General features: G+C 68.1%; 21 protein-coding genes and 3 pseudogenes. 12 read left to right on the forward strand and 12 right to left on the reverse strand.

The window, feature by feature from the left end:
• Window positions 1-33 precede the first annotated feature (33 nt).
• The 6 genes and pseudogenes from OHA17_RS08400 (at window position 34) to OHA17_RS08425 (ending at window position 3,650) form a co-directional block, all read left to right on the forward strand.
• A complete protein-coding gene (locus tag OHA17_RS08400; RefSeq protein ID WP_406505451.1) occupies window positions 34-1,164 on the forward strand; it encodes an RICIN domain-containing protein in 1,131 nt (376 codons plus the stop codon).
• A gap of 458 nt (window positions 1,165-1,622) precedes the next feature.
• Window positions 1,623-1,670, forward strand: a pseudogene (locus tag OHA17_RS08405) (hypothetical protein); the annotation flags it as partial.
• A gap of 332 nt (window positions 1,671-2,002) precedes the next feature.
• Window positions 2,003-2,188, forward strand: a pseudogene (locus OHA17_RS08410) (transposase); the annotation flags it as partial.
• Between the two features lie 281 nt (window positions 2,189-2,469).
• Window positions 2,470-3,117 carry a transposase gene (locus OHA17_RS08415; protein WP_406505453.1) on the forward strand — a complete coding sequence of 216 codons (648 nt, stop codon included), beginning with the start codon at window positions 2,470-2,472 and terminating at the stop codon, window positions 3,115-3,117.
• A 37-nt stretch (window positions 3,118-3,154) separates the two neighbouring features.
• Window positions 3,155-3,310 carry a hypothetical protein gene (locus tag OHA17_RS08420; RefSeq protein WP_406505455.1) on the forward strand — a complete coding sequence of 52 codons (156 nt, stop codon included), beginning with the start codon at window positions 3,155-3,157 and terminating at the stop codon, window positions 3,308-3,310.
• Between the two features lie 232 nt (window positions 3,311-3,542).
• Complete coding sequence (locus OHA17_RS08425; protein WP_406505457.1) at window positions 3,543-3,650, forward strand: PhnA domain-containing protein; 108 nt, start codon at window positions 3,543-3,545, stop codon at window positions 3,648-3,650.
• A gap of 228 nt (window positions 3,651-3,878) precedes the next feature.
• On the opposite strand, the gene OHA17_RS08430 is transcribed toward OHA17_RS08425, so the two are convergent.
• The gene (locus tag OHA17_RS08430; RefSeq protein ID WP_406505459.1) at window positions 3,879-4,220 is read right to left on the reverse strand and encodes a hypothetical protein; all 342 of its coding nucleotides are present in this window, start codon (window positions 4,218-4,220) and stop codon (window positions 3,879-3,881) included.
• 508 nt (window positions 4,221-4,728) lie between these two features.
• On the opposite strand from OHA17_RS08430, the gene OHA17_RS08435 reads away from it, so the two are divergent.
• Window positions 4,729-6,741, forward strand: a complete 2,013-nt coding sequence (locus OHA17_RS08435; RefSeq protein ID WP_406505461.1) for a hypothetical protein — start codon at window positions 4,729-4,731, stop codon at window positions 6,739-6,741.
• A gap of 75 nt (window positions 6,742-6,816) precedes the next feature.
• Here the strand turns inward: OHA17_RS08435 and OHA17_RS08440 are convergent, their stop codons facing one another.
• On the reverse strand, window positions 6,817-7,710 hold the full coding sequence (locus tag OHA17_RS08440; protein WP_406505463.1) for a hypothetical protein: 894 nt from the start codon (window positions 7,708-7,710) through the stop codon (window positions 6,817-6,819).
• Between the two features lie 498 nt (window positions 7,711-8,208).
• Here OHA17_RS08440 and OHA17_RS08445 point away from each other — a divergent pair, with 498 nt between their 5' ends.
• Window positions 8,209-9,069 carry a hypothetical protein gene (locus OHA17_RS08445; RefSeq protein ID WP_406505465.1) on the forward strand — a complete coding sequence of 287 codons (861 nt, stop codon included), beginning with the start codon at window positions 8,209-8,211 and terminating at the stop codon, window positions 9,067-9,069.
• 183 nt (window positions 9,070-9,252) lie between these two features.
• On the opposite strand, the pseudogene OHA17_RS08450 reads toward OHA17_RS08445, so the two are convergent.
• Window positions 9,253-10,133 (reverse strand): annotated as a pseudogene (locus OHA17_RS08450) (IS5 family transposase).
• Between the two features lie 858 nt (window positions 10,134-10,991).
• Between OHA17_RS08450 and OHA17_RS08455 the strand changes: the two are divergent.
• A complete protein-coding gene (locus tag OHA17_RS08455; RefSeq protein WP_406505467.1) occupies window positions 10,992-12,074 on the forward strand; it encodes a NucA/NucB deoxyribonuclease domain-containing protein in 1,083 nt (360 codons plus the stop codon).
• A gap of 74 nt (window positions 12,075-12,148) precedes the next feature.
• Window positions 12,149-12,736: a hypothetical protein gene (locus tag OHA17_RS08460; protein ID WP_406505469.1), complete on the forward strand. Its 588-nt coding sequence runs from the start codon at window positions 12,149-12,151 to the stop codon at window positions 12,734-12,736.
• 1,083 nt (window positions 12,737-13,819) lie between these two features.
• Here OHA17_RS08460 and OHA17_RS08465 read toward each other — a convergent pair.
• The 3 genes from OHA17_RS08465 to OHA17_RS08475 are packed head-to-tail and all read right to left on the reverse strand — an operon-like array spanning window position 13,820 to window position 16,811.
• Window positions 13,820-14,755: a transposase family protein gene (locus OHA17_RS08465; protein WP_406505471.1), complete on the reverse strand. Its 936-nt coding sequence runs from the start codon at window positions 14,753-14,755 to the stop codon at window positions 13,820-13,822.
• An 11-nt stretch (window positions 14,756-14,766) separates the two neighbouring features.
• Window positions 14,767-16,128, reverse strand: a complete 1,362-nt coding sequence (locus tag OHA17_RS08470) for a 7-cyano-7-deazaguanine synthase (RefSeq protein WP_406505473.1) — start codon at window positions 16,126-16,128, stop codon at window positions 14,767-14,769.
• Window positions 16,125-16,811, reverse strand: a complete 687-nt coding sequence (locus tag OHA17_RS08475) for a hypothetical protein (protein ID WP_406505475.1) — start codon at window positions 16,809-16,811, stop codon at window positions 16,125-16,127. Before OHA17_RS08475 ends, OHA17_RS08470 begins: the two co-directional genes overlap by 4 nt.
• 1,496 nt (window positions 16,812-18,307) lie before the next feature.
• Between OHA17_RS08475 and OHA17_RS08480 the strand changes: the two genes are divergently transcribed.
• Window positions 18,308-19,042, forward strand: coding sequence for an alpha/beta hydrolase (locus OHA17_RS08480; protein WP_406510666.1), 735 nt, complete (start codon window positions 18,308-18,310; stop codon window positions 19,040-19,042).
• Window positions 19,043-19,278: 236 nt separating this feature from the next.
• Here the strand turns inward: OHA17_RS08480 and OHA17_RS08485 are convergent, their stop codons facing one another.
• The gene (locus OHA17_RS08485) at window positions 19,279-20,427 is read right to left on the reverse strand and encodes a serine hydrolase domain-containing protein (protein WP_406505476.1); all 1,149 of its coding nucleotides are present in this window, start codon (window positions 20,425-20,427) and stop codon (window positions 19,279-19,281) included.
• A gap of 322 nt (window positions 20,428-20,749) precedes the next feature.
• Window positions 20,750-20,965 (reverse strand): DUF6243 family protein, encoded by a 216-nt coding sequence (locus OHA17_RS08490; RefSeq protein WP_406505478.1) that lies wholly within the window; start codon window positions 20,963-20,965, stop codon window positions 20,750-20,752.
• Between the two features lie 183 nt (window positions 20,966-21,148).
• On the opposite strand from OHA17_RS08490, the gene OHA17_RS08495 reads away from it, so the two are divergent.
• Entirely contained in the window at window positions 21,149-21,277 is a 129-nt protein-coding gene (locus OHA17_RS08495) for a hypothetical protein (RefSeq protein ID WP_406505480.1), read from the forward strand.
• 29 nt (window positions 21,278-21,306) lie between these two features.
• Here the strand turns inward: OHA17_RS08495 and OHA17_RS08500 are convergent, their stop codons facing one another.
• From OHA17_RS08500 to OHA17_RS08515, 4 genes are all read right to left on the reverse strand, one after another.
• Complete coding sequence (locus OHA17_RS08500) at window positions 21,307-22,074, reverse strand: isocitrate lyase/phosphoenolpyruvate mutase family protein (RefSeq protein ID WP_406505482.1); 768 nt, start codon at window positions 22,072-22,074, stop codon at window positions 21,307-21,309.
• Entirely contained in the window at window positions 22,071-22,460 is a 390-nt protein-coding gene (locus OHA17_RS08505; RefSeq protein WP_406505483.1) for a hypothetical protein, read from the reverse strand. The genes OHA17_RS08500 and OHA17_RS08505 overlap by 4 nt, the downstream gene beginning before the upstream one ends.
• Before the next feature lie 89 nt (window positions 22,461-22,549).
• The gene (locus OHA17_RS08510) at window positions 22,550-23,911 is read right to left on the reverse strand and encodes a glycosyltransferase (protein ID WP_406505485.1); all 1,362 of its coding nucleotides are present in this window, start codon (window positions 23,909-23,911) and stop codon (window positions 22,550-22,552) included.
• Window positions 23,908-24,192 (reverse strand): hypothetical protein, encoded by a 285-nt coding sequence (locus OHA17_RS08515; RefSeq protein ID WP_406505487.1) that lies wholly within the window; start codon window positions 24,190-24,192, stop codon window positions 23,908-23,910. The genes OHA17_RS08510 and OHA17_RS08515 overlap by 4 nt, the downstream gene beginning before the upstream one ends.
• Between the last annotated feature and the right edge of the window lie 157 nt (window positions 24,193-24,349).

Below are 24,349 nucleotides of genomic sequence, written 5' to 3' on the forward strand. Positions count from 1 at the left end.
CCGCCGGACTCGAACCGGATGGCGACGTGGAACATGCAGCGGGCCTCTGGCCGGTGGACGTATGCGCTGGGGTTGTCGGACAACGCGAGTGTGGTGGCGTTGCAGGAGGCGTCCATAACGCCGCCGGCGGGGGCGGTGTCGCTGGGGCGTATCGGCCGCAACATCCGCGCGTACCGGATCCCTCCGACCCGCACTCGGGGTGAGCGGTTCGTGTACATCCTCTACCAGGGCGCCAACCCGGCCCGGGGTGTCAATCCGGCCATGATCACGTCCTTCAGGCCGGACCGGGTGGAGGAGATCGCCGGGGTCTACCGGTCCGCTCTCGGCGTCGTGCGCCGGGCGGACAACACGCTGTTCGCCTCCATCCACGCCAGTGCCAGCGGCGGCACCGACGCTGCCTCCCTGGTGCGCCGGGTGGCCACCCGCTCCCGGCAACTGGCCCTGGCCAACTGGGTGGTACTCGGCGACTTCAACCGGGCGCCCCGCTTCCTTCCCGTCGGCGGAACCACCGGCATCCCTGCCAACTCGCACATCTACGAGAGCGGCGGGCCCACCCAGCTCAGCGGCGGCCGCCTGGACTACGCCGTCTCCAACGTCCTGACCCAGAACTGGCAGGCCGCCCGCGGAAACCCACGGGGCAGCGACCACTGGCCCATCACCTTCTCCTCGCTGCGCGCCGGCGCCGGGCCCGCCCGCTTCACCCTTGGTGACAACGGCGGCAACGGCGGCGTCCTCGACGTCTACCAGGCCCGCAAGACCAACGGGACCCACATCATCCTCTACCACCCCGACAACGGCACCAACCAGCAGTGGACCCTGCACCCCGACGGCTTCCAGAACAGGTCCAACCGCATCGTCAGCGTGAACAGCCATAAATGCATGGACGTCGACAACGGCACCGCGAGCAGGGAGGGCTCCCAGATGAACATCTGGGACTGCCACCGCCACGGCCCCACCACCGACACCCAGAACTTCATCCTGGAACACCCCATGCCGCTGTTCCCGAACCTGACGACCATCACCAACGAGAGGACCGAGTACCTGCTGAACGTCGCCGGAAACGGCACCACCGACGGCACCCCCGTCATCCAGTACGAGCAGCAGTACGGCCCCCTGCCCTTCCCCGCCGACAACGAAGCCTTCTACCTCCACCCCATCAGCTGACCCCCGATCCCGCGGGGCCGGTGTCAGGCCGCAGCAACCGGCCTGACACCGGCCCCGCGGGCTGCTGAAGAGGGGACAGGGGCAATGGAATCCAGCGGCGCGAGCCAGCCGCGTACCGACCAGGCCGCCTCTCGGCGCTCCCTGAAACGCCCCCGGACGGCGGCTGGGCCCACCTGGTGGACGACCCGTTCTTCGGCTAAGCGGTCTTGGATATTTGCTGTGCGGCTTGGGGAGGAAGGGCTCCGGCAAGAATTTCGTAGACGAAGATCAGGGCGAGACTCTGGCTATCGGGATGTAGGTCAGCGGGCATCCTCTCCTCGTGTGACAACGAACTGTTCGAGCTGTTACCGCACTTGACGTGGGTGGTCGTCGCCTCGGTGGACGCCACGGGCCCCACCGTGGTCATCCAGGCCCACACTCACGGCGATGTGTCCGCGTGCTGTACGGGTTGCGGTGTCATGAGCGACTGGGTCCACAGCCGCTATGTGCGCCACCTCGCCGATACCGCTCTCGGTGGGCGGCCTGTCCGTATCGACTTGAGCGTACGGCGCTTGTACTGCGAAAACCCGGCCTGTATGAAGGTCACCTTCGCCGAGCAGGTCGACGGACTGACCGTGCGCTACCAGCGCCGCACTCCGCTGCTTCAGCACCTGGTGGAGATTCTCGGCATTGTCCTGGCAGGCCGCGGTGGTGCGAGGTTGCTGTCCATCCTGAACACGGCACTTTCGCGCACGAGTGTGCTGTTTCACCTGATGAGAGTGCCACTCCCGCCCGCGATCACACCGCGGGTGCTTGGCGAGACGATTTCGCCCTATACGCGGGCACCTACGGGACCCTGCTGGTCGACGTTGGCACCCGGCTCCCGCTCACCCTGTGGGAGGGCCGCGACGCCGAGACGCTCAGCACCTGGCTCGGCGAGAATCCAGGCGTGGAGGTCGTCTGCCGGGACGGCTCGCCCTCCTACCGGCAGGGCATCACCGCCGGCGCACCGGACGCGCTGCAGGTCAGCGACCGCTTTCATTTGTGGCAGGGGCTGTCCAGGCGGGTGCCGGAGATCGCCACCGCACACCGGAGCTGCCTGCCTGCCGCGACGCCCGATCCCGAACCTGTCATCCCTGAGCCTGCGGAGGTCAAGGACCCGGAGGTGGCCGATACGCCCGCCAGACGACACGCGAAGCGACTGTTCGAAGCGGTGCACGCGGTGACCGACACCGCCCGCGACCGCAGCCACCACTCCATCGCCCGCGAGCTCGGATTGAACCGGCGCACTGTCCGCAAGTACGCGCGGGCCACCACCTGGCAGGAGTGCATCCGCGTCACTACCCGCGCAGGCCCACACCGCTCGACCCGTATCTCGGCCATCTGCGCCAACGCTGGGACGAGGGCGAGCACAACGCCTTCGTTCTCCACCAGGAGATCGCCGCCAAGGGCTACCAGGGCCACTACCAGCAGGTGAAACTCGCCGTTCAACCCCTGCGTCGTGGGCTCCCCTTGGAAGAAGTCGACGAACGGGCACCCACACCGCGGGAAGTCGCTCGATGGATCGCCACCGCCCCTGACCAGCGCGGCCTTCACGTCCGTGAGCGGCTCGCCCGCCTTCTGGAACACTGCCCGGAACTACAGCGCACCCACACGCTGGTCCGCGAGTTCGACACCATGCTCGACGCCCAGGACGCCGCCCTGCTGCCCGCCTGGCTCGACCAGCTCACCACCTCCCATCTCCCGGCCCTGGCCAGCATGGCCAAGTCCATCCGCGAGGACGAGGCAGCAGTCGTGCAGGGGATCACCACATCCTTCAGCTCGGGAGTGAACGAAGGTCGCATCACCGACGTGAAGCTCCAGAAAAGGATCATGGGAGGACGGGCCGGTGTCCCCCTGCTCCGGCAACGAGTCGTGCTGATCGCACACCTCCGTCGCCACTATCCAGGCTCCCACTCACCTGTCCCGCCCTGATCTTCGTCTACGAAATTCTTGCCGGAGCCACGTTCATGTGTACGCCGACAGCGCCGGCCCCAACAACCCGAAGGACAGCGTCGAGTCCAAACTGCACACGGCCATCTGCTCCGGCAAGGTCCCGCTGGCCGCAGCGCAGAAGGCGATCGCGACGGACTGGACCACCGCACTGGCCATACTGGGCCTCAACTAACCGCAGGCAGGCCGACACGGCTGTCGGGGCGGGTAACCGGACCCTCGCGGTCGCCAACGATGCGGGGCGGCGGCATCCCGGCCGGGCCCGTCAGTCCGCAGGTCGGTACCGGCCCAGCATTGCTGTCCGGCCGCACTCCTGGAGGCTTCGGTACATCGGGACCTGTTCGAGGAGGGCATCGAGGGGTCGGCGGGCGCGATCTCCGGCTCGAGGGCGGGAGGTTGGGGCCTGGGTGTCCGCGTGCCGCCTCGTCAACGGAGTCGACGGATATGACATCGACTGCAAGATCGACGGCTTCGGCCCCATGCAGCTCAAGTCCGGCGTGGTCAAGAACGCCTGACACTTCCGGCGCTACGGGCGGGGCTGCGCGAACCGGTGCGCCGGCAACGGTCGCCACGGGGCCTCTGCCTGGCGGCTACATGACGGACGTGCGCCGGGCATGCGGTCACAAAGCTGCGCATTGATCCTCCAGTACGGCACCCCCTGGTCCGCCCAGAGACATGCGCCTTCGCCGACGGCGACCGCGCTGCAACCACTCGACTTTCGATGTCCTGACGGGTCTGGTTGATCACGCCGCCGCGTCGGAGCTGGCTACGGCCCGTGCGTGCTGGACGGCGCCGATTTCCTGATCGGTGGGCCGGCCCGGGCGGTTGGGCGGAAAACAGGCGGCGGTGATCACGCGGCGGAGCTTGGCGGCCATGTCCGACAGTGACGGCTCGGCCTTGGTGGTGGACCTGGGTGCGTGCTCGCGGCGGTCGGCGGCGGCGCTGGGGTGGTGGCCGTGCAGCGCGTACCAGATCACGGTGATCGTGTAGCAGTACAGGCCGAACGAGCCGGTGCGCTCGACCGCGGCCAGGGTGCGGTTGTGGGCCTGCCGGTCCCGGCGCTGATCACCCGCTATGCGTGGCACTGGTCGAATGAGGTCACCTTCGCCGAGTGCCGCGACCTGCTTTCAGGCCGACGTGGCGGGGCTGCCAAATCGACGTCATGCTCCGATCCTCTGGCACCTCACGGCACGGCCATGTGGCGGGCCCGAACGGGGGGAGAGCTGTCCCCGTCTGCCCGTGTCGCGGCGCGGGACTTGCTGGGGGCGAGTGATGATCGGCGGGCAGCCACCGGACCCGACGTACCTCTCTATCCCCGGGTGTCATCGGGCCGGCGCGGTAATGCCGCCCGCCACCTTCACTCCATGGCCTCCCCGGCATCCAGGGGCGGAGCAGCTGCGCTGAACCCTCTGGGAGCGCGGGGTTCCCGGAGAGGGCTCAAACAATGACGTCTTTCGTGCACCGGTGCGGGCCCGGCGAGTTCTCCTGGCCGTGTTGCTGGTCCTCGCCACGGTGACAAGCCTGCTCCAGGCAGGCTTGTTTCCGGATATTGCCCAGGCCCAGGCAGACCGGCACCGGGCCGGAACGTTCAACATGCAAGGCGCTCAGGACCGCTGGCAGCAGGGCGTGTACGCGGCGGCCAAGCAGGTCGAGGTCCTCGCCCTGCAGGAAGTCCCGGACGCGATGCCTCCGGATGCGGAACTGGCGGACGGTGCGTATGTGAAGCAGTGCACGACGCTGGCCCACGGATTCACCGTTGAGCGCTACCGGTGGGCGGACTGCCGACCGCCCCTGCCGGGCCCGCCGCAGCGGAGCACCTGCATCATCTACAAGGTCAAGACACAGCGCAGGAACCGGTCCCTGGCCATCGTCGTCAATCAGCCGGCCGACTCGGTGCGAGCGGTCCAGATCATCCCCCCTCAGCCGGTCAGGCCCGGCGACACGGTGGCCGACGCTGCCAAGCCCGCCCTTGGCGTCCGGCTTGCGGACGGAACCTGGTTCTATACCCTCCACGCACAGAACAGACCGAGCCGCACCGACCAGCGGAACGACGTCCCCAGCTTGATCGGCAAGATTTCCGCTGATGCGGGCAGCAGCGACTGGGCAGCCATGGGCGACTTCAACCGCACGCCCGACTCACTGGAACCGCTCCTCGCCTCGGATTACCCGGACGCGAAGATCGTCCGATCAGACCTTTCCACGTATCCGGTGAAAGGCCCGAAGGACGAGTTCGACTACATGATCACCAGCGGGGTGACCGACAACCAGTACACCGGATTCCGTCTGACCTACCTGGACGCCTCCGACCACTACCCCGTCGGCTTCTGGACCAGCACCGCCCCTCCCGCTCCCAGGCGGGAGTTCCCCTGCGGCCCCATCGACACAGTCCTGCGGGCCGGCAGGGCCGCGTGCGTGCCGACGAGGAACCCGGCCATCGTGTCGCTGGGCGACAGCTACCTCTCCGGCGAGGCCGGGCGATGGGCGGGCAACGCCGACACCGGCGCGCAGGGCTCGGCGTGGGGAACAGACCGCGCGGCTGCCAACTGCTCCGCGGATGAGAAGACGTGCGGCCACGACCTCGACACGGTCTACGGCCCCACCTCCTACGCCCCCGGCGGCAACAGGTGCGACCGCTCCGACATCGCCCCGATCACCTCCGCCGCCCACCCCCGTGTCCCGTCATGGCGGCGCTTCAATCTCGCCTGTTCCGGTGCGACGACGAACGAGATCACCCGCCCCTACACCGCCAAAGGCGAGGACGCGCAGACCGACCAGCTCGCGGACATCGCCAAGAGGTACCAGGTCAAGATGATCGTCGTGTCGATCGGCGGCAACGACCTGGGCTTCGCGAACATCGCCGAAGGCTGCGCCCGCGAGTTTGTGAAGTGGATCTCCTGGGATCCATTTACCGACTACTGCAAGGACTTCAAAGCGAATTCGACGGCGAACATCAGCAAGCAGCTGAACGACGTCAGAGCCAAGGTCACCACTGCTCTGCAGGACATCCGCGCCGCCATGCACGCCGAAGGCTATAAGGACGAGGACTACCACCTGGTGGTGCAGTCCTATCCCGACACACTGCCGCCCAGCACCGAATACCGCTACACCGAGAAACGCGCCCGGTACGCCGACGGAGGCTGCCCGTTCTTCGATGTGGACACCGACTGGGCCCGGCAGACCCTCGTGGGCGGGATGAGAAGCCAGCTCCGGGCAGCCGCCGCGTCAGCGCACGCTGCCTTCCTGGACACCAGCAGCGCCTTCGCCGGCCACGAACTGTGCAGCAACGCCTCCCAACAGGCAACCAACAGCAACTCCTCGGCCAGGCCCCTGGATTCCCAGCAGGCGGAATGGGCCCGCTGGGTGCCCTACCTCACCTCCTCGACCCTGTTCTGGGACTCCCAGGGCGACCAGCAGGAGTCCATCCACCCCAACGCCTACGGCCAGCAGGCACTGGGCACCTGCCTCACCCTGCTCGGCACACCACCGCCCAGCACCGCCACCGAGTTCACCTGCCACAACGACGGACGCCACGGCACCAACGGCATGCTCATCGACGAGATGGGTCTTCGTATGCACCATGGTTTGAGCCATCCCGCCCACGAGTGATGGCCGCAGGTGGCTGCCATCACGGCGAAGGCCGGTCCGGCCGTCTTGGTCCCCCGGCTACCGGCTGCCCCGGGGTCAACCCTCGGAGTTCGGAAGCTGCCAGTCGAAGGGCATCAGATCCCGCTCCCAGGCGGGCGATCCGGCCAGTGCGTCAGCGGCCTCAGGCGCGCGCAGGAGACAGCGGTGGCGCAACAGCTCGCGCCGTTCACCCGATGTCAGGAGCCTCTCCTCGGGGCTGAGATTCTCAGGGTGGTCGGGGTGCAGGTCGGCACTGCCGTCGATCGGGCGGTCCCCCGCCACGTTGAGACGATCGCCGGCCGGGGTCCGGTAATCGAGGCGGAAGTCGGTACGCCACTGGGAATTGCTGCCCCAGCCCTGGGACAGGTCTACCGTCGGCCGGTGGCGGCGCCGGAAGGTCCAGTACAGCGGTGAGCAGTCCGCGACGCCACGTTGGGCGTACTTGATGCCGGAGCGGATCCGCACGCCGGCCCGGCTGAACAGCAGCCGGCCCAGCATCAGGCCGGGCCAGAGGATCTCGGTGATCTCGATCGGCGCGTGCGGGTCGTCGGCCTGTTCGACCTCGACGATTTCGTGGAGGAACGGGTCGAAGGCGTCGCCGTCCTCGAACAGCGTCATGCCGAGCGAGGTGAACACGTCGAGGTACTGCCACTCCGAGAGCAGGGGCCGCGGGTCCGGGGAGCCGGGCTCGTCGGAGGAAGGCTGGAAAGTGAGCAGCAGCCGGTCGCTGACCCGGTGCAGAGTGTAGAGCTCCCACACGAGTTTCTGCCCGGTGGGCTCCGCTCCCTTCCCGGTCCACCATGCGCCATCTCCGGCCGCTGTGGCCAGCCAGGCGCGGTAGCCGCCCTGGGCCCGATCGAGCCACGGCACGACGATCTGCTCGTACGGCTCCATCCCCTCGTACTGCCCCAGGGCCTCGTACAGTTCCCGCGCATCCACCCCGTAAGACATGCCAGGAGCCTACGGGAGGCACGGGCAGCGTCCGAGCTGAGGCCCGGACCCGGACGACGGCCGTGGAGACCGATGGTTTTGTGAAGGCACTCCACTCAAGGCGACCCGGTCAACAGCCCTCAAGGAACTTCCGTGGATTAGCACTAGGGCGTGTCCGACGGGTCATGCGCCGATGGTTGGGTTGTTCGGTGAGTGGGAAAGGGCAGCTTTTCACGGCCCTACGGGGCCACTCGCCGGGCGGCTGGCTGTTTCAATGCCCAGGCTGACCGCTTTATCTCTGGCATGTGTGGGTGTGGAGCGGGAGGGTGGGCCCGGCACACGCACTCCACCCAGGCGGCCCCTCCTTGGGGGCGCGCACGGTCGGCAGAGACCCGGGCCCGGACCCTACTCGGGACACTCGCGACCCCTCCTCGGTCGTTTCACCGCCGGTTCATGCGGTTGCGATACCCCGGATCCCCGGGCCCGTCCGCTCTGGCGGCCGGCAGAACGGAGTTCTCCGTGTCTCCCACGTCCCTTGCACGCCATCCGCTGAGGCGGTTGTTCCGCAGGCTCGCCGTCCTCGCCTCGGCGACCGCGCTCGGTACCGCCGGACTGCTGGTCACCGCGGGCCCGGCCCACGCGGACGCGGTCATCCAGATCACCGACTCGGCCGACCCGGTGCCGGTCAACACCCCCTACAACTACACCGTCACCATCCCCGACACCGGCCCGAACAACGAGCCCGCTGACGTCACCGTCGACCTCAGCGGCGCGGCCGCAACCTTCACCGGCTCCAGCACCACCGGCTCCATAATCTGCTTCAGTGCGTCCGGTACCCACGCGCACTGCGGGGCCTTCATCCCCCACGGAGGCCCGGCAACCATCACGCTGACCGTGCTGCCTACTGCCGGCGGAACGGTCACCGCCAGCGCCGTCGCGACCGGCGACATCACCGGCTCCGACAGCACCACCACCACGATCGCCTCACCCCACGCCGACATCGCCGTGAACGTCACCGGCCAGCCCCACCTGGGCATCCTCGTGCCCTACCTCACCTACACCCTGAACGCCCACAACAACGGCCCCGCCGCCGTCACTTCGGCCACCATCACCGCCAGCCTCCCCCCGGGTGCCGCCGCCATCAACCTGTCCAGCGGCTGCACCACCAGCAGCTCCACGGTGACCTGCACCTACGGCGCCATCGCCAACGGCGCCGACAGCGCCAAGTCCTTCCGCATCCCGCTGCACCTGCTCTCGCTGGGCCACGTCTCGGTCACCGGCGTCCGCACCACCTCCGCACCCACCGACAACAACGCGGCCAACGACACCGACACGGCCACCTGCACCGTCATCTCCCTCATCCTGGCCACCTGCCCCTGACCCATACCGCGCCCGCTGGTCCAACACGCCCCTCGACGGGCCGGCGGGCGCCACCGAGCACCTCCTCCAGCCACCGACCCCAGGGAGACCGCGACGTGTCCCCTCGTTCCGGACCCTTCCCCTGCCGTCGGGGACATTCAGTCAGCCATGGCGTCCCGGAGGACATGCAACACCAGTCAGGTCTCACCGGCGGAGCCACAGCCGGATTGCGGCGACGGTGACCGTGCCGTGAAAGACGTAGGCCCTCATGCCGAAGCGCATCACCACAGCACGGTTGATCTTCAACCTGCCGATGAGCCGCTCGACTTCGTTCCTGTGTACGTACCGTTGCGGGGAAGCCGACAGGCCGACCGCCCGCGCTCCCACGGCGTCGGCGGTTGGCACGCTGGTTCTCGGGCTCGGGAATGGTGTGCCGGATCTGGCGGCGGCGCAGATAACGCCGGTTATGGCGGGAGCTGTACGCCTTGTCGCCGCTCAGATGATCCGGCCGGGTGCGCGGGCGCCCACCGGCCGGACGCTGAACGTGGATCTGCTCCAGGACGGGAATCATCTGCGGGGCATCGCCCCACTGACCCGGTGTGATCAGCAGGGCCAAGGGCCTCAGCCCGCCTTCACCCGCCAGGTGAACCTTTGTGCTCAGCCCTCCCCGAGAACGGCCAAGGGCTTCATCGGCACGGTGCTGGACGGGGCGGGTGCGCTTGCCGGGGTTTTTGCGGCGCCTGCTTGCGGGCGCCGGTAGCATGCTGGTGAGCGCGGCACACGGTGGATTCCACGCCCACCATAGACCAGTCGAGTCGGCCCTCAAGATCGGCTTCGGCCTGGACCGCCCGCAGGATCCGGTCCCACGTGCCATCCGCTGACCAACGCCGATGACGGTCATAGGCCGTCTGCCACTTCCCGAAACGCGTCGGGAGATCCCGCCACGGGATGCCGGTCCGCTGCCGGAACAGGATCCCGTTGATCACCTGGCGGTGGCTCTTCCACCTCCCGCCCCGCCCCTCGTTCCTCGGCAAGTACGGCCTCAGCCGGGCCCATTCCTCGTTCGACAAGTCGCCCCGCCCCACACCGACCGGAACGACGAGAGGCCCGGACAGTCACGTGACCCATCGGACACGCCCTAGGGGCTTCGGGCCAGCCGCTGACGACGTCACGGACGCGACGCCCCTCGCTAAACCAGGCCGACCGGGCCTTCAGCTAACCTCTCGGCGTGCACGGGGAGCAGCGCCCAGTTCTTCGACGAACCGGCTGACGCCGGGACCATCCCCGCGTGCGCGGGGAGCAGAAAGATCCGAAGCGATCCAACCACCCCGCAGATCAGCTCGTTAGGGGTTCCTACAACGCAGAGTCGCGAGTGCTTGGTTAGCGGCCATACGGGCTAGGCGAGTTGGGCGTCAGCGCGTACAGCTCCCTCTCCGCCGCCTCCCCCGCGTCAGTCACACCGTCGAAGAAGCCGGCGAACCGCGATGACGGGAACCTTGACGACGCTGACGGTGCCCCTGGAGAAGAGCGACAACAACAATGATCTCGGCGACGAGGAACGGCATCGCATCTTCGCTGGTCGCGGGATTGCACTCATGTGGGAGTTGGAGCCGTAAACACCCGCGCAATCCCCGGTACTGCCCTGCGCGTTATTGCACGGAACCTGCGTGTGGAATTTGAAGATCTACGCGAAGGCGCCGAAATGCGATGGCCGTGAAGGCCGAGACACACCGCTTCCACATGCGGGAAGCAAGATTCCGGACAACGATTCCCGCGGCTCCCACCTGTGAATCCACCGCATGGCCAGCACATAGAAATCGTCCCCACGCGTTTCATGCTGGCCGAAACCAACCCACACGCTTCAACAGGCCATTGACGCCCCGTTTTTTACACCTGAAACATGACCCCGCCTTATCCGAACGAAAGGATCACGATCGGTGAAAATGATCAAACGCGGGGGAATCCTGCTGGCCGCACTCGTCGCGGTCAGCTCGGCATTCACAGGAGCCGCCACAGCAGACGCCGCCCCACCCACACTCCAGCCCCGCCACAGCGCCACCGCCCAGCTCACCCCGCTGACCGCGCAGAACGTCGCGACCGAACAGGCCGTGACCTGTACCGTCGGCCAGGTCAGAACGGACCGCACCAGCTCGTGCGCCTCCGGCGGTCTCCGCGTCGACTTCTACATCGAGCCCGAGCACCAGTACCAGGGCAGCGCCAACTTCGCATGGACCTCCAACGTCCAGCTCGACGCCCGCAACCGGCACCGCTGGACCGACAAGGTCACCCTGCGGCTGCTGTCCACCAACGTCGCGGCCGCCGAACTCGGCGTCGCCACCATCACGGAAACATGCGGCCACTGCACCTCCACCGGAGGCACCCCGCAGATCACCACCCTGGGCACGACGCGGAACTGGGACATCGTCATCGACTCCCCCGGAGCGGTCACCAACACCGACGCCCAGGCCCCGCACCTCAACTACGAGGCCGCCCCCTACACACCGGTCAGCATCGACCTCGGCCCCAAACTCAACGTGCGGTGCGACAACACCCCCCGGATGAGCCCGGCCGCCGCCGGGGGATGCGTCTACCCCGACTACACCCCCAGCTACAACATCTCCGTCACCGGCCCCTTCGACCAGGTCGCCTGGCACATCGACTGGGCCCAGCACAACCTCAAGAACCACTGGGGATGGCAAGGCCACGGCCCCGCGCTGACACGCACCATGGACCAGACCCTGATACGCGCCAACCGGCGCACCGCCTGCCCCTCCTCGATCCCGCGCCCGGCCGGGAAGAGCTGCGACGAATACCCCTTCGCCTCCACCCACCAGGGCGCCAGCGTCAACCCGGACTTCTCCTGCCACATGCTCCCCGCCGCGCAGAACCGCCTCGAAGGCCGCGCCCGGCAGTCCTGGTACAACGCCAACAGGCTCTTGGAGAACGACAAGTTCTGGGTCAACGTCACCAACATCCCGACCGCCCAGAGCGACGCCGCGATGCACCCGCTGGTGCAGTGCCCGTAACACCAGCCGCGTAGCGTAAAACCCCTGGGGGACAGCGAACATGCTGTCCCCCTTCCGCCGTAAGGAGCCCTGCCATGGCCTCACTCATCGACCGCGTCTCCGACACTCACCTCTTCATCGCCCACGGCACCCTCGACCTCATCGACCTCGACACCTTCGAAGACGTCCCCCTCGACCACACCGCCAACGGACTCGTCGCCGCTCGCGAGGACTACGCCGCGATCGTCTGCGCCGTGGAAGGCGGAGACATCGACGTCACGGCCGAACTCTGGGACGGACCCCCCACGCTCCACCTGGACGACTGGCAGGACGCCGCCGAAATCTCCTTCACCTGGACCACGGCCCGCATCTCCATCGGCCCCGGCGAAGAAGACCCCGACGAGGCACCCGTGCTGGCCCTCCCCGGCCCCGGCAGCTACCGCCTCCTGGTCCACGGAAAAAACCGCGACGCCGGCGACGTACGCGAAGCCGGCGACCCCGTCGAGACCTACCTCCTCCAGCTCTGGCCCGCCCCCCTCGCCGACCCCGTCACCCACAAAGCCACCAGCGCCTACGGCGCCAGCATGCGCGAGCCCGCCCCGGCGCCCACCGGCCGGCGCCCCGACTGGTACGACCAGAAAACCAGCGGCTACGGCCCCGACCACCCCGCAGCCCAGCAGTAGCACAACGAAAGCCCCAACCCTCAACACCAGTGAGGCTTGGGGCTTTCCGCAGAAAGAAAACGGCTTCCGCTCACAGCGCATCGGGCAACGCGACGGCTCCCGCACTGCGTACGACGAAGACGGCGGACCCGTGCAGCTCAAGTCCCGCGTGGTCAAGAAAGCCTGACACGTCCGGCGCTACGGAGGGGGCTGCGCGAACCGGTGCGCCGGCAACGGTCGCCATGGGGCCTCCGCCTGGCGGCTACATGACTGTCGTGCGCCGGGCATGCGGTCACGAAAATGTGAAGTGGCTCTCCAGTACGGCGCCCTACGGTCCGCCCAGGCCAGGGCGACGTCGGCGAGGGACTGCGTCATCACGGACGGGACATGGCCCGGCCACTCGCGACGCTCTGGCTCACGTGATCATTCCCGGCCGGAACGCGAGAACGACGGAGCCCTGGGCCTGCCATACGGACAGTTCGTCGGTCTCGATGTGCCGAGGCTCGATAGTTGTCACTGACGGCACCGAATAGGCTGCGGGAACATCCAGATCGAAGCAGCCTGATTGTCATCAGAGAGGCGCGACACGTGTCACACACAGCCGATTGGCGGCGTTCCTGTCACCGGGGCAAAGCGTGACTCGCGAGGACCTCATCAACATGCTTTGCGATCAGACTCCGGCATGCGGACCTGCTCGTGACGCCTTGATTGCGGGGGGGGGCCTTCGTCGTGTGGGACGGTTTGGTCCCTGCCAACCGGCACGCGGGTGTGTTCGGGATTCGATTGCGTGCGGCCTCTAGGCGTGGCCACACAGTCGAGGGCCTTGCCGCGACCGTCGACATCCTCCGGCAGGCTGGGGGAGAGCTTCTCCGTACCGGCTGCATCGACGCGGTGGACATGTCGTCGGTGTTCACGATCTTTCTGAACTCCTCAGCGACAGCAGTGGTGGCCTGCGCCGGTGGACGCCGGCCCGCCCCTCTTGAGCCGTGACAAGCTAGTTGGAACCTGGTCACGAGAGTTGGATCCAGTGAGGCCGGCGCCGACTAACGAGCTCGTGCACGGTTGGCGGTAGCGCGCCGAAGGCCGCGGATTGGCGGTTGTTGTTCACGTTCGCGTACTGCTGGCCATCGTGGCGACCTGCTGGTGCGAGAGCAGCCCGGCCACGGCTTGGACAATGTCGCTCACGTGCTCGCGGCGGCCGTGGTGCCGGGCGAGGGATCTCCAGTTCTTCAGGTGACCGATGCCGTGCTCGACCCGGATGCGGCGTGAGGAGTGCGCCTTGCGCGGGCGTTCGTGTATCTCCTCGTACCACTCGGGCGGGTTCTTCTTGAACTTGCGGTGTGGTGGCGTCACCACGCGCCCGCCGGTCTGGGCACCCAGCCCCTGGTAGCCGGCATCGGCCAAGATCTCCACGGCGGGCCCATCGACGAGCAGCTTGACCAGGCCCAACTTCCTGGCGTGCGTGATGTCCGCGCAGCTCGCCGGCTCGGCCGGGCTGCAGAACAGCAGCCGCCCCTCGGCGTCTGTGACGACCATCGACTTCACAGCGTTCTGCTTGTTCTTCCCGGAGATGAACTTCTCCCGGTCCTTGCGTCCGGCAGCCGGACGGCGCACCCGGACCTCGGTCCCGTCGATGATCCCGGTGCCCCCGTCGGCGCCGAGGTGGTCGATGACCTCGGCGAGGGTGCGCAGCCGCAGACCGGACGCGATCGTGCAGCCCCGCTCGGCGAGCAATGGCCGCACTTCACCGATCGCACGTGTAATGGTGGAGCGGTCGACACTGAACCAGCAGGCGAGTACGTCGTGCGTGGCGCCATGCCGGAGATGCACCAGCGTTGCCAACAGCCGGTCGACGAAGACCAGTTTGTGTTTAGCCCCAGCACCCAGGGCTCTGCGGCGAGGACGCGCAATGAGTGCCGCCTGGTGACGCTCATGCCACAACGGGCCGATCTCGGCAACGAGTTCAGCGATCACGTCGGGCGACAGCCCAGTGATCCGCTGGCTTCGGATGATTGCCGCACGAACCCGGTTCCCCACCACACAGACCATGATCAACGATCAAGGTCTCGGCGCGCTACCGCCAACCATGCACGAGCTCGTAAGGCCGCTTCAGCGACATCCCCATCTGCTATGTCCATCAGTCGCGCCAGTTCGCCCCGTCCACGCCTGATCAATTCGAATGCTGCCCCCGGATCAGTTCCCTGTGGCAACGGAACGTCGGTCAGAACATCGGTGAGCGAATACGGACTCAGCAGCCATCGCTGTAGGGCTCGCCAGTTCTCCCCGCGCGCTTCAGAGATACTGGTCGACCACGGCTTGCCCTGGTAGACGGTACTGTCGGTGCCATATGCGGTTAGCAATCCAGAGCGGCGTACCAGACAGGGAAAGCAGATACCGCAGTTGGGCGGTCCGCCGCACCATTTTGTGGGCGACTTGCCACAGCTCAGCGTGGCTTCCAAGTCCGCCCGTGCAAGGCCCGCGTCGCTACCGGCCTTGCACACCTCGCCTTTCGTCATCCACGCCCAAGGGTTGACCACCCGAACTGCTCCCTGATCACCTGCGACAGTACCGATCAATGAATTCAGGCGAGCCAGCGTCCAGGGGTGAACGGAACGAGTTGAAAGGGCTGCGGAACGCGCTGGAGTCAACGGTGGGTTGAGGGCGAGCTGTCCGTTCTCGGGCACATGAACGGTGTCCACTCCATGTGCAGTTGCAGCACGTATTGCTCCAGCCGCATACAGCAGGCCGCGCGTACGTGAGGACCGCTCAAGGCGTCGGCCGGACCCGTCACCGTGGGCGGTCTGACTCATCTGAAGCAGCATCAGCCGTCGTGCACCGCACAATCGCTCGACGGATTCATACACACGTTGCTGAAGGCTCAACAAGCTGCCACCCTCGCCGAACATCACGAGCAGCATCGGCTGGGAGGCTTCGTCGCAGGCGCGAACGGCGGCCCAGCTCAAAGAGTCCAACCCACCCGAAAACACGGCCACTTCGCCCGCGCGCTCGGCGCCGAAATGCGGGATGGCCTCCTGTACGTGGTGGGCTGCCAGAGGGCGGAACTCTATATCCCAGAGATCTGCCGTAAGGATCTGGAGGAGCGCGGCGAGCTCGCCGTCCGTGCTCTGCCACCTCTCGTACGCCGTGACAGGGACGCAGAGACGAATGCTGCGGGTCCAGCGATCACGCGCACCCTCCCGCCGTGTGTACTTGTCAGCGATGAAGGCTGCCCTGGCCACGCGGAACAAATCCTCTGCCCAGTCGGGGACTTGCCCCGGTAGCCGATTCAGCCCTGTGATGCGTCGCTCGTCCTCGCGGAATGAGTCCTCGCCGATCTCGGCCCATCGACCGCCATGAGGCCGATCTCCGGGGTGCTGACGCCACCACAGGGCGAGCTCGGAATCCATCGTCATGCCACAGCCCCCTCATCTCCGACGACCTCTTCAGCGATCAGACCGAGCACCTTGCCTACGGCTCCGGGTACCAACTTCTCGGCGATCTTCGGCAGCACAAGTGACGGATCCTGGGTCATGTCCACCACCGACTTCGCGGTGTCGACTGCCTGCGCGAGTTCCGTAGCCTCAGCGGACCGCTCACAGGGGTTCGGAACCAGGTCAACCACCTTCTCGGCGATCCAACCGGCGATCTTCCCCTCGGGATCAACCAGGATGAGAGCCGGCACAGCCGGCTTGATGACGTGCTCGGCGACCACCGACCGGAGAAACTCTCCCACCATGTCGGCAAAGAACAACTGGTAGAGGTCACAGAGGATGTCCCAGGCGAAGCCGCCCCCGGCGGCTCCTGCGCCCATGACGTCATCCAGCTCAGGATGCCTGTCCCGCACGTCGCGAACCGCTGCAGCCAACCCCCTACGCACCGCAGCATCGGCCAATGTGCCACCATCTCCGCCGACCTCAGAGACTAAACGGGCAATCAGCGCATTCTCGGACCGCGCTCCCTCCTCGGCCAACGAACCCAACATTCCGGCGAGCCGCTCACCGGCCGCGCAGGCAGTGTCGTAGAGACCAAACGCCGCTGGATCGGTGCGGAGCGTTTCTTGCAGGGCACGCAGATAGTCCGCGGCGATCTCACCCAACTGCTGATCGGGATCCCGCGATCCGCACGGCCAGCGCGCCAGTCGCCCACCAGAGGAGGCCCACCGCCCTCCCTTCGGCCCCTCCCAGCGTGTGGATGTACCCATTGCGACACCTCCCCCTGCCCCCGGTGTTTGCCCCACCCTCTTTGCCATGGCATCAGACCAGACGCAGCGCAGATAGAGCGTGACTCAGCCAGGGCGAACGGTTGTGGTCGGCACGTGAGCCAGGGGGCGAGGGTCACCTTCTGTGGCCCTCGCATCCGCATGCGGGGAGTCCTCATACCAGGGGTGACGAACGGGGAACGAAGAAGCGGGGCTCGGCGCACCCCGGACTGACAGAATTAAGCCTTGCGTCCGCCGCCGCTTCGGACTACTGCCTCATCAGAACGAGCGTCAGGATATTGCTCCTGACGCCCACACTGCGCATAGGGCGCACACGCAAGATCGCGGACCAGGAGCCTTTGGCGGTCGGTTCGAGGGATGCCGCACACAGCTCCTCTGAGATCCAACGAGTTCCGCGAGCCATTCGAGCTGCGACCGGTCGGTAGACCCGTCGGTCGCCTGCCCCGGGCCTCACCGGCGCAGCCCGGCTCGCCTTACATCCTGGCTGCCGCCAGCGCGCACTCAAATGCTGGGCCGACATGGCACACCAGGGGCACCGTCCACCACGTCCCGTTCCGGAGCCCTCGGCTCAACGGGCCCCTTCCTCGAACGCTGTGGCCCCTGCCAGCACCCTGCCCCGCGGGGGCCTCAGTGACCATCACGTGTCACGTTCCTGTCATCAACACGGTCGACGCACCTGGACCACAGCGGCCCCACCAGCGTGAACAGCATCGATCTACACCATGTGGACGCCAGAAGACGCTTCCGCCCACCTGTGCCATGTGGTACCCAGTGACGGTCCCAAGACCAGGACCGGGGCGTCCTCTGGCCCGTCAGAGCGGTATTGCAGGGTGTTCTTCGGTGTCTCGCTCACCCGTCCGACCCTCTCATCTGTCACCTGCAGAGCTACCGCCAGGGTCAGAAAGTCTGGGTCGACGCGGGCATGGACGCCATGTGGTCCGCCTCTACCAGTCCCATTCAGTCTCAGCAGTCCTCAGTCCTCAGTCCTCACTGTCTACGCGTACCGGGGCCGTGCGCCGCGAACGTCGCCCTGCTCCACCAGTACAACCGCCTGGCCGTCCGCCGGGGACGACGCCTCGAACTCCACGACACCTTCGTCCCGTTGGGGCCTGCAGCCTCATCTGCTGGAGGCGTCCGAGGAGGACCGGACCATGATCGCTTGGGCGGTGGCTCCGAGGTGTCCGGCCACGGGACCTCTGAAAACCCGTTGGGCGGGCCTGGCGGCCACTGCTAATCTCCCGGAGGCCGTGCGAGAGAACGAGGAGGTGGTACCCGTGAACGCAGTATCGACATGGGTGCTCTCCTCCGGGGTCACGGTCGGGCGATAGGTCGTCCGGGAGCGCCGTTCCATGGCACTCCCGAAAGGCACGATCATGCAATTCACTTCTGAACAGCGTCTCGACGACGGCGTCCTTGAGCGCGAATTCATCCTCGGTGAGATCCCCGGCATCCTGTGGACGCCCGGATTCGCATCCGCACCCTCGCCGCTGATCCTGCTCGGCCCCCCTCCTCTCGGGCTGCGCAAGGCGTACCCCCGCCTGGTGGCCCGAGCACGGCACGCCGCGGCGGACGGCTTCGCCACGGCCACCATCGAGCTTCCCGGGAAGGGCGACCGGCCCCGTTGGCCCGCCGCCGAGCAGGCTCTCGCCGACCTGCGCCGGGCTATGGAGGCCGGCGAACCGGTCAGCGACGAGATCATCGACGCCCTCATCCTCCCGCTGGTCGACAAGGCGGTCCCGGAATGGCAGGCCGCCCTGGGCACCCTCCTGACGCTGCCCGAGATCGGCGGCCCGGTCGGGTACTCGGGGGGAGTGATCTCCATCGGGACCCGGCTGGCGGTGGTCGAGCCGCGCATCTCGGCCGCTGTTCTGTTCGCCGGGAGTTTCGTCCCTCGCGCCATGTTCGAGGAGGCCCGCCAGGTCTCCATTCCGCTGCACGTCCTGCTGCAGTGGGACGACGCAGGCAACGACCGGCAGGCGGCCCTGGACCTGTTCGACGCCTTCGGCTCCAAGGAGAAGACGCTGAACGCCAATATGGGCGGGCACACAGGCGTCCCGCAGTTCGCAGGGGACGCCGCGGCCGGGTTCTTCGTTCGGCATTTGCGCTAGCCGCAGGCTGGCCCCGCCTCCGTGCCGGGTAGACGGCAGGCGACGCCAGCCGGCACGCCGCTCGTCGAGGACAGGCCCCGGCCCACCTCGATGGCGGCGGTCGGCAGGTGCACAACCGCCCCCGATCGCGACGGTACCGGCCATCGGCGGTACCAGCCGGTCGGGGCGGCGCTCAGCCACCAGCGCCTCCATCAGCTGGGCCCACGCCGTGAGGCTGCGGGCCGGGGATGCGAGTGTCAGGCGCCGGCCGCGTACTGCCAGAACTCCCTGATCACCGGGGCCGGCACCGGGCTCATCGCCGCCACCTGGGTCAGCAGGATGGTGATCGCACCCGTTGCCGGGATCACGTGCGCCGTGGTGCCCGTGCCGCCGACCCAGCCGTAACGGCCCGGGACATTCCACGGGTTGGTCCGGTCGATATCGACCGAGCCACCGAAGCCCCAGCCCTGGCCCTCCAGGAACAGCCGGCCGATGTCGCGCTGATCCGGATTCGTATGGTCGGTCATCATCATGCGTACGGAGTCGGCCGACAGCACCCGGGTGCCGTCGGCCGCCAGCCCGCCGGCCAGCAGCATCCGGCAGAAGGCGAGCCAGTCGTCGGCGGTAGAGACCAGTCCGCCATTGCCGAGCGGCAGCGCGGGCAGACTGCTCCACTCCCCGTCCGGGCCGTCGGCGAGCTCCAGACCGCCGTCGTCTCCGGAGCGGTAGTAGCTGGTGAACCTGCCGCGTTTGACGGCCGGCACCTCGAAACCTGTGTCCGACATGCCGAGCGGACCGAAGATCCGCTCGGCCAGGAACTCCGGCAGCGACTGTCCGGTGACCCTGGAGATCAGCACCCCCTGCAGTACGGAGCAGGTGTCGTACAGCCAGGCATCTCCCGGCTGGTACAGCAGCGGAATACTGCCGAGCGCCGACATCCACTCGTCCGCCGGCGGGAAGTTGCTCGGCACCCGGCCGTCCTTCTGCACCGTGAACAAGTGCTGCACCGCGGGCAGGGTGAAGTCGGAGGAGAATCCGTACCCGGCCTGGGAGGCCAGCACGTCGAACACGGTGATGGGCCGGGCGGCCGGCACCACGTCGTCCACCGGGCTCGCCGGAGTGCGTACGACCAACGGCTTCTCCAGCTCCGGCAGCCACGTCCCGACCGAATCGTCCAGTGCGAGCCGGCCTTCCTCCACCAGGACCAGCACCGCTGCAGCGGTAACGGACTTGGTGATCGAAGCGACCCGGAAAATGGAGTCCCTGGTCATCGGGGCGCCGCCCACGACGTCCTGCGAACCGATGGCTTCCACCTCGACCCGGTCGCCGCGTGCCACAAGAGCGACGGCGCCCGGCAGCCTACCGGCACCTACGTGGGCTTCAAGCAAGTCGTGCAGGGTAGTCATGAGGCCGCCTTCCAGGAGGTTGCTGCCGGAAGACAGACTCCCGCACGGGCTAGGAATCATCGGCGTCGACAGGTCTGGTGGCCGGCCCTGCGTCACAATCACAGCCCCTATGAGCGGGTCCTGGCTATAGCCATCTGCAGATCGGGTGGTCGCGGTGACGGGGTCACTGAATCTGTGGCTGCCCCGGGTGGGTCGGCTAAGACGCCGGTGCCCGGCCAAGAGCTGAGCGGGACCGGCCGCGACCGGTAGGGCAGCAGGGCCCGGACCGCGCGTCGCGGTCCGGGCCCTGCCCCATGCGGTGCCGCCCTGCGGCGGCGGTGCGTCAGCTCTGTGCGGTGTCGTCGCCGGTCTGGCCCGCGCCATCGGCCGCGCCCGCCTTCTCGCGCATCTTGCGCACCAGCTCCGCCTTCTGGTCGGCGGCACTCTGGCGGTCGAGGTTGCGGTGCGGACCGTTGTTCTGCCGTTCGGCGCGGGACAGCCGCTTGCGCTGGCCGCCGCCCATGCCCACGGGGTTGTTGATGTTCTTGCTCACGGTCACGGGTTCTCCCGGTAATGAAGTGAAGTGATCTACGGATTCATCGGTGGGGGACGGGCGCGGCGACATCGAAGGACGTCAGCAGGGGCCCGTCACGCGCTCACTCGTAAATCGGCGTCTGGAAGAACATGACAAAGACGTTACCTGGTTCCGTCGGCCCCGCACACCAACTTTTTCGCCGCCCCGGTGCCCACCGGCCAGCGCCCCGACTGGTACGACCAGGAAACCAGCGGCTACGGCCCCGACCACCCCGCAGCCCAGCAGCAGGACGACGAAAGCCCTGATCAACGCCGTCGCCACCGGCAGACCTCTTGACCTCTGCTGCCCGGTCCGGCGGACCGCCGCTAGCGACTGAGCGCGTCGACCTCCGCGTAGCTGGGGATGCCGGCGGGCAGGGGCTCGCCTTCCCGGATCGCGACCGCCGTGGTGACCGTGGCGTGCAGGGCTGCGCGGAAGAGCAGGGAACCGGTGCTGACCCGCCGCACGCCCAGCTCCCCCAACCGGTCGAGGCCGAGGGCGGGAAGGTGCAGCACGTTGACCGGCACCGGCACCGCGGCGGTCACGGCGGCGATGTCCTCCTCCCTGGCCAGGCCCGGCACGAAGATCCCGTCGGCGCCCGCGTCCACGTACCGTCGCGCGCGGTCCAGCGTCGCGGGCACCGAGGCGTCGAGCCCGAGCCAGTAGGTGTCCGCGCGGGCATTGAGGAACACCGCCGGTGCACGGCTCTTGACCTCGCGGATCAACGCCGTCTGAGTCGCGGGGTCGGCCAGCCGGTCGCCCCGCCCGTCCTCCAGGTTGATCCCGGCGATCCCCAGATCAGCCAACTCCGCTACCAGGTCGCCGACTTCCCCCGGGTCGGCGCTGAAGCCCGCCTCGATGTCGACGGTGACCGGACACGGCAACCGGACCAGCCTCCGCGCCAGCGCGAGGGTCTCGGCACGGGCCATTCCCGCGGCGTCAGGCAGGCCATGGGCGACAGCCACGCCGAGGCTGGTCGTGCCGATGGCGGCGAATCCGGCGGCGGCCAGCACTGCGGCCGACGCGAAGTCCCAGGCGTTGGGCAGCAGCAGTGGCCGGTCCGCGTGATGCAGTGCGTGGAACGCGGTGCTCAACGGGTCCTCGTTTCCACCAGGCCGGCCGCGAGAGCCGGCGTGTGCTCGCGGCCGGGGCAAGTATGGGGGCCGATCCCGAAGGGCACTTCGGCGAGGCCGACCTCCACGAGCCCGCCGTCCGGCGCCACTCGGCCCGTCAGGGGCACCGGCGGATCGGTGCGACCGGCCACCGTGCTGGCGAGCACCTCGACCGGGCCGTCCCCACGCCCGGCATCGACGGAGGCCAGATCGGCCACCGTCAGCGCACGTTTGCGGCGATGGGCAGCACCATTGCTGAAGCGCGCGACGGACGACCTCAGCCAGGCACCACCACCGGGCGGGGAACCGGGCACCGCAGGGACGACGAACTCCGGATCGGTCAGCACGGCATGGCTCAGCAAAGGCATGGCGCCAGGTTAGTGGGCACATCCGACTGCGCGGCTCGGCCCGCAACATGCGAGCGCGAGCGTCTTCTCGCCGCGCGAGGGGGGCGGGCTCAGGCCGGGGCCGCCGCCTCGACCTCGCGGGTGGTCTTGGTCCAGCCCGTCTGCCCGCGCACCATGCGGAACAGGGCCCGCCAGGCGCAGAGGAACGACAGGTAGTTCATGACGACGAAGGAGTGCCCGAGCAGCAGGGCACGGCCCACGCCCACGCCCCTGTCGCGGCGCAGGTAAGTCCAGGAAGTGATGAGCGCGGGGGCGAAGGTGAGCAGGTACCAGGCGGCGAGGTTGGCAGGCCACTTCAGGTGGGTGGCGTTGACGGCGGCCGCCCGACGGCCGCGCAGCACCAGCACGTTGGGGCTGCGGATGAACCAGATCAGGCAGTACTGGAAGAGCAGCGACCACGGCAGGTCGAGCACCCAGGGGACCAGGAGGTAGGCGAACATCTCCAGGGCGGCCAGGTGCCCCATCCGGGGCGCGTGCCAGATCTCGCCCATCCGCCGGATCGCCGTCATATGGCCCTGGTACCAGCGGGTGCGCTGGCGGATGAGCCGTCGCAGGTCGCTCACCCCTTGCTGGTCGACGGACGCGTGGGCGGTGGTGCGCAGCCGCCAGCCGCGTACGGCCAGGCTGATGGCCAGGTCCAAGTCCTCGGTCAGCGACTGTGACCAGGGGCGTTCGCCCAGTGCGTCGAGCGCGGAGAGGCGGGTGAACTGGCCGTTGCCGCCGAGGCTGACGGTGGACGTCCAGTTGCGGCCGAACTGGGTGACGGCGGCCATGGCCCAGAACTGGTAGTCCTGGAACCAGGTCAGGAAGTTGCCGCGGCGGTTGCGGATGCGTACCCCCAGCTGTACGCCGCCGACCCGGGGATCGTCGAAGATCGGCAGGATGTGACGCAGCGCCCGGTCCGAGAGGCGGCCGTCGGCGTCCATGACGCAGACGACCGTCTCGGCCGGGTCCTGGCCGCGGGCCGCGACCCGCTCGCGGATCAGCCGGATGCCGTGGTTGAGCGCCTCGCCCTTGCCCTGGCGGGCGTTGGGGGGTTCGCGGCGCAGCACGGCCACTTCCCCTTCGCCACCGGCTGCCCGCGCCCCCGCCCGTTCGGCCACCTGGCCCGTGGCGTCGTCCGAGCCGTCGTCGATGACCACGACGGTGGTACGGGGCCCGAGCAGCCCGGTGACCGTGGTGGCGATCACCGACTCCTCGTTGAGGCAGGGAACTAGAACGTAGAGGTCGCGGTGGTCGAGACGGCCGAGGTGCGGGCGGTCGTACGCGCTGTCCCCCTGGACCCGCAACGCGGCTTTCTGGCGGCGCAGTTCGAGGAGCCCGGCGCCCATGGCGACGGCGAGATAGCCGGCGGACAGGCCGATGACGGTGTAGCCGATGGAGTCGACGGCCTTGAGGAGGAGGCGTTTCACCGAGGGATCTCCTGTTGTGGACGGTCCGTCAGGGATGCGCCCACGGAGGCGGCCGGAGCCGGGTGCGGACGGCGGGGCACGGGCAGGCGGGGTGTTCCGGTCCCGGGGGCCGGTGCCCACCGCTCCCTTCCGGTCCGCCGGCGCTGCAACTCCCGCCCCAGGACGAACCCGGCGGGCAGCACCATCGCGCCGATCGCCGCCACCAGGGCGGCGCGGCCGGGCGCCCCGGCCCGGGCCGCGGCCATGCCGCCCACGAGCGGCCAGGTGAATCCCATGTACATGGCGCGGCCGTACCTCCGGGCAGGGGGGATGAGCACGAGTCGGGGCGGGACGAGGGCTCGACCACTGTCACCCAGAATTCCGCTGCTGGCCAGACCCCGAAGCGGCGCGTACGAGACGGCCGGAGGCTGTTTCGCGCCGACCCGGGGGTGACGGGAT

The organism is Streptomyces sp. NBC_00212 (genome assembly GCF_045206365.1).
Taxonomy (GTDB): Bacteria; Actinomycetota; Actinomycetes; order Streptomycetales; family Streptomycetaceae; genus Streptomyces.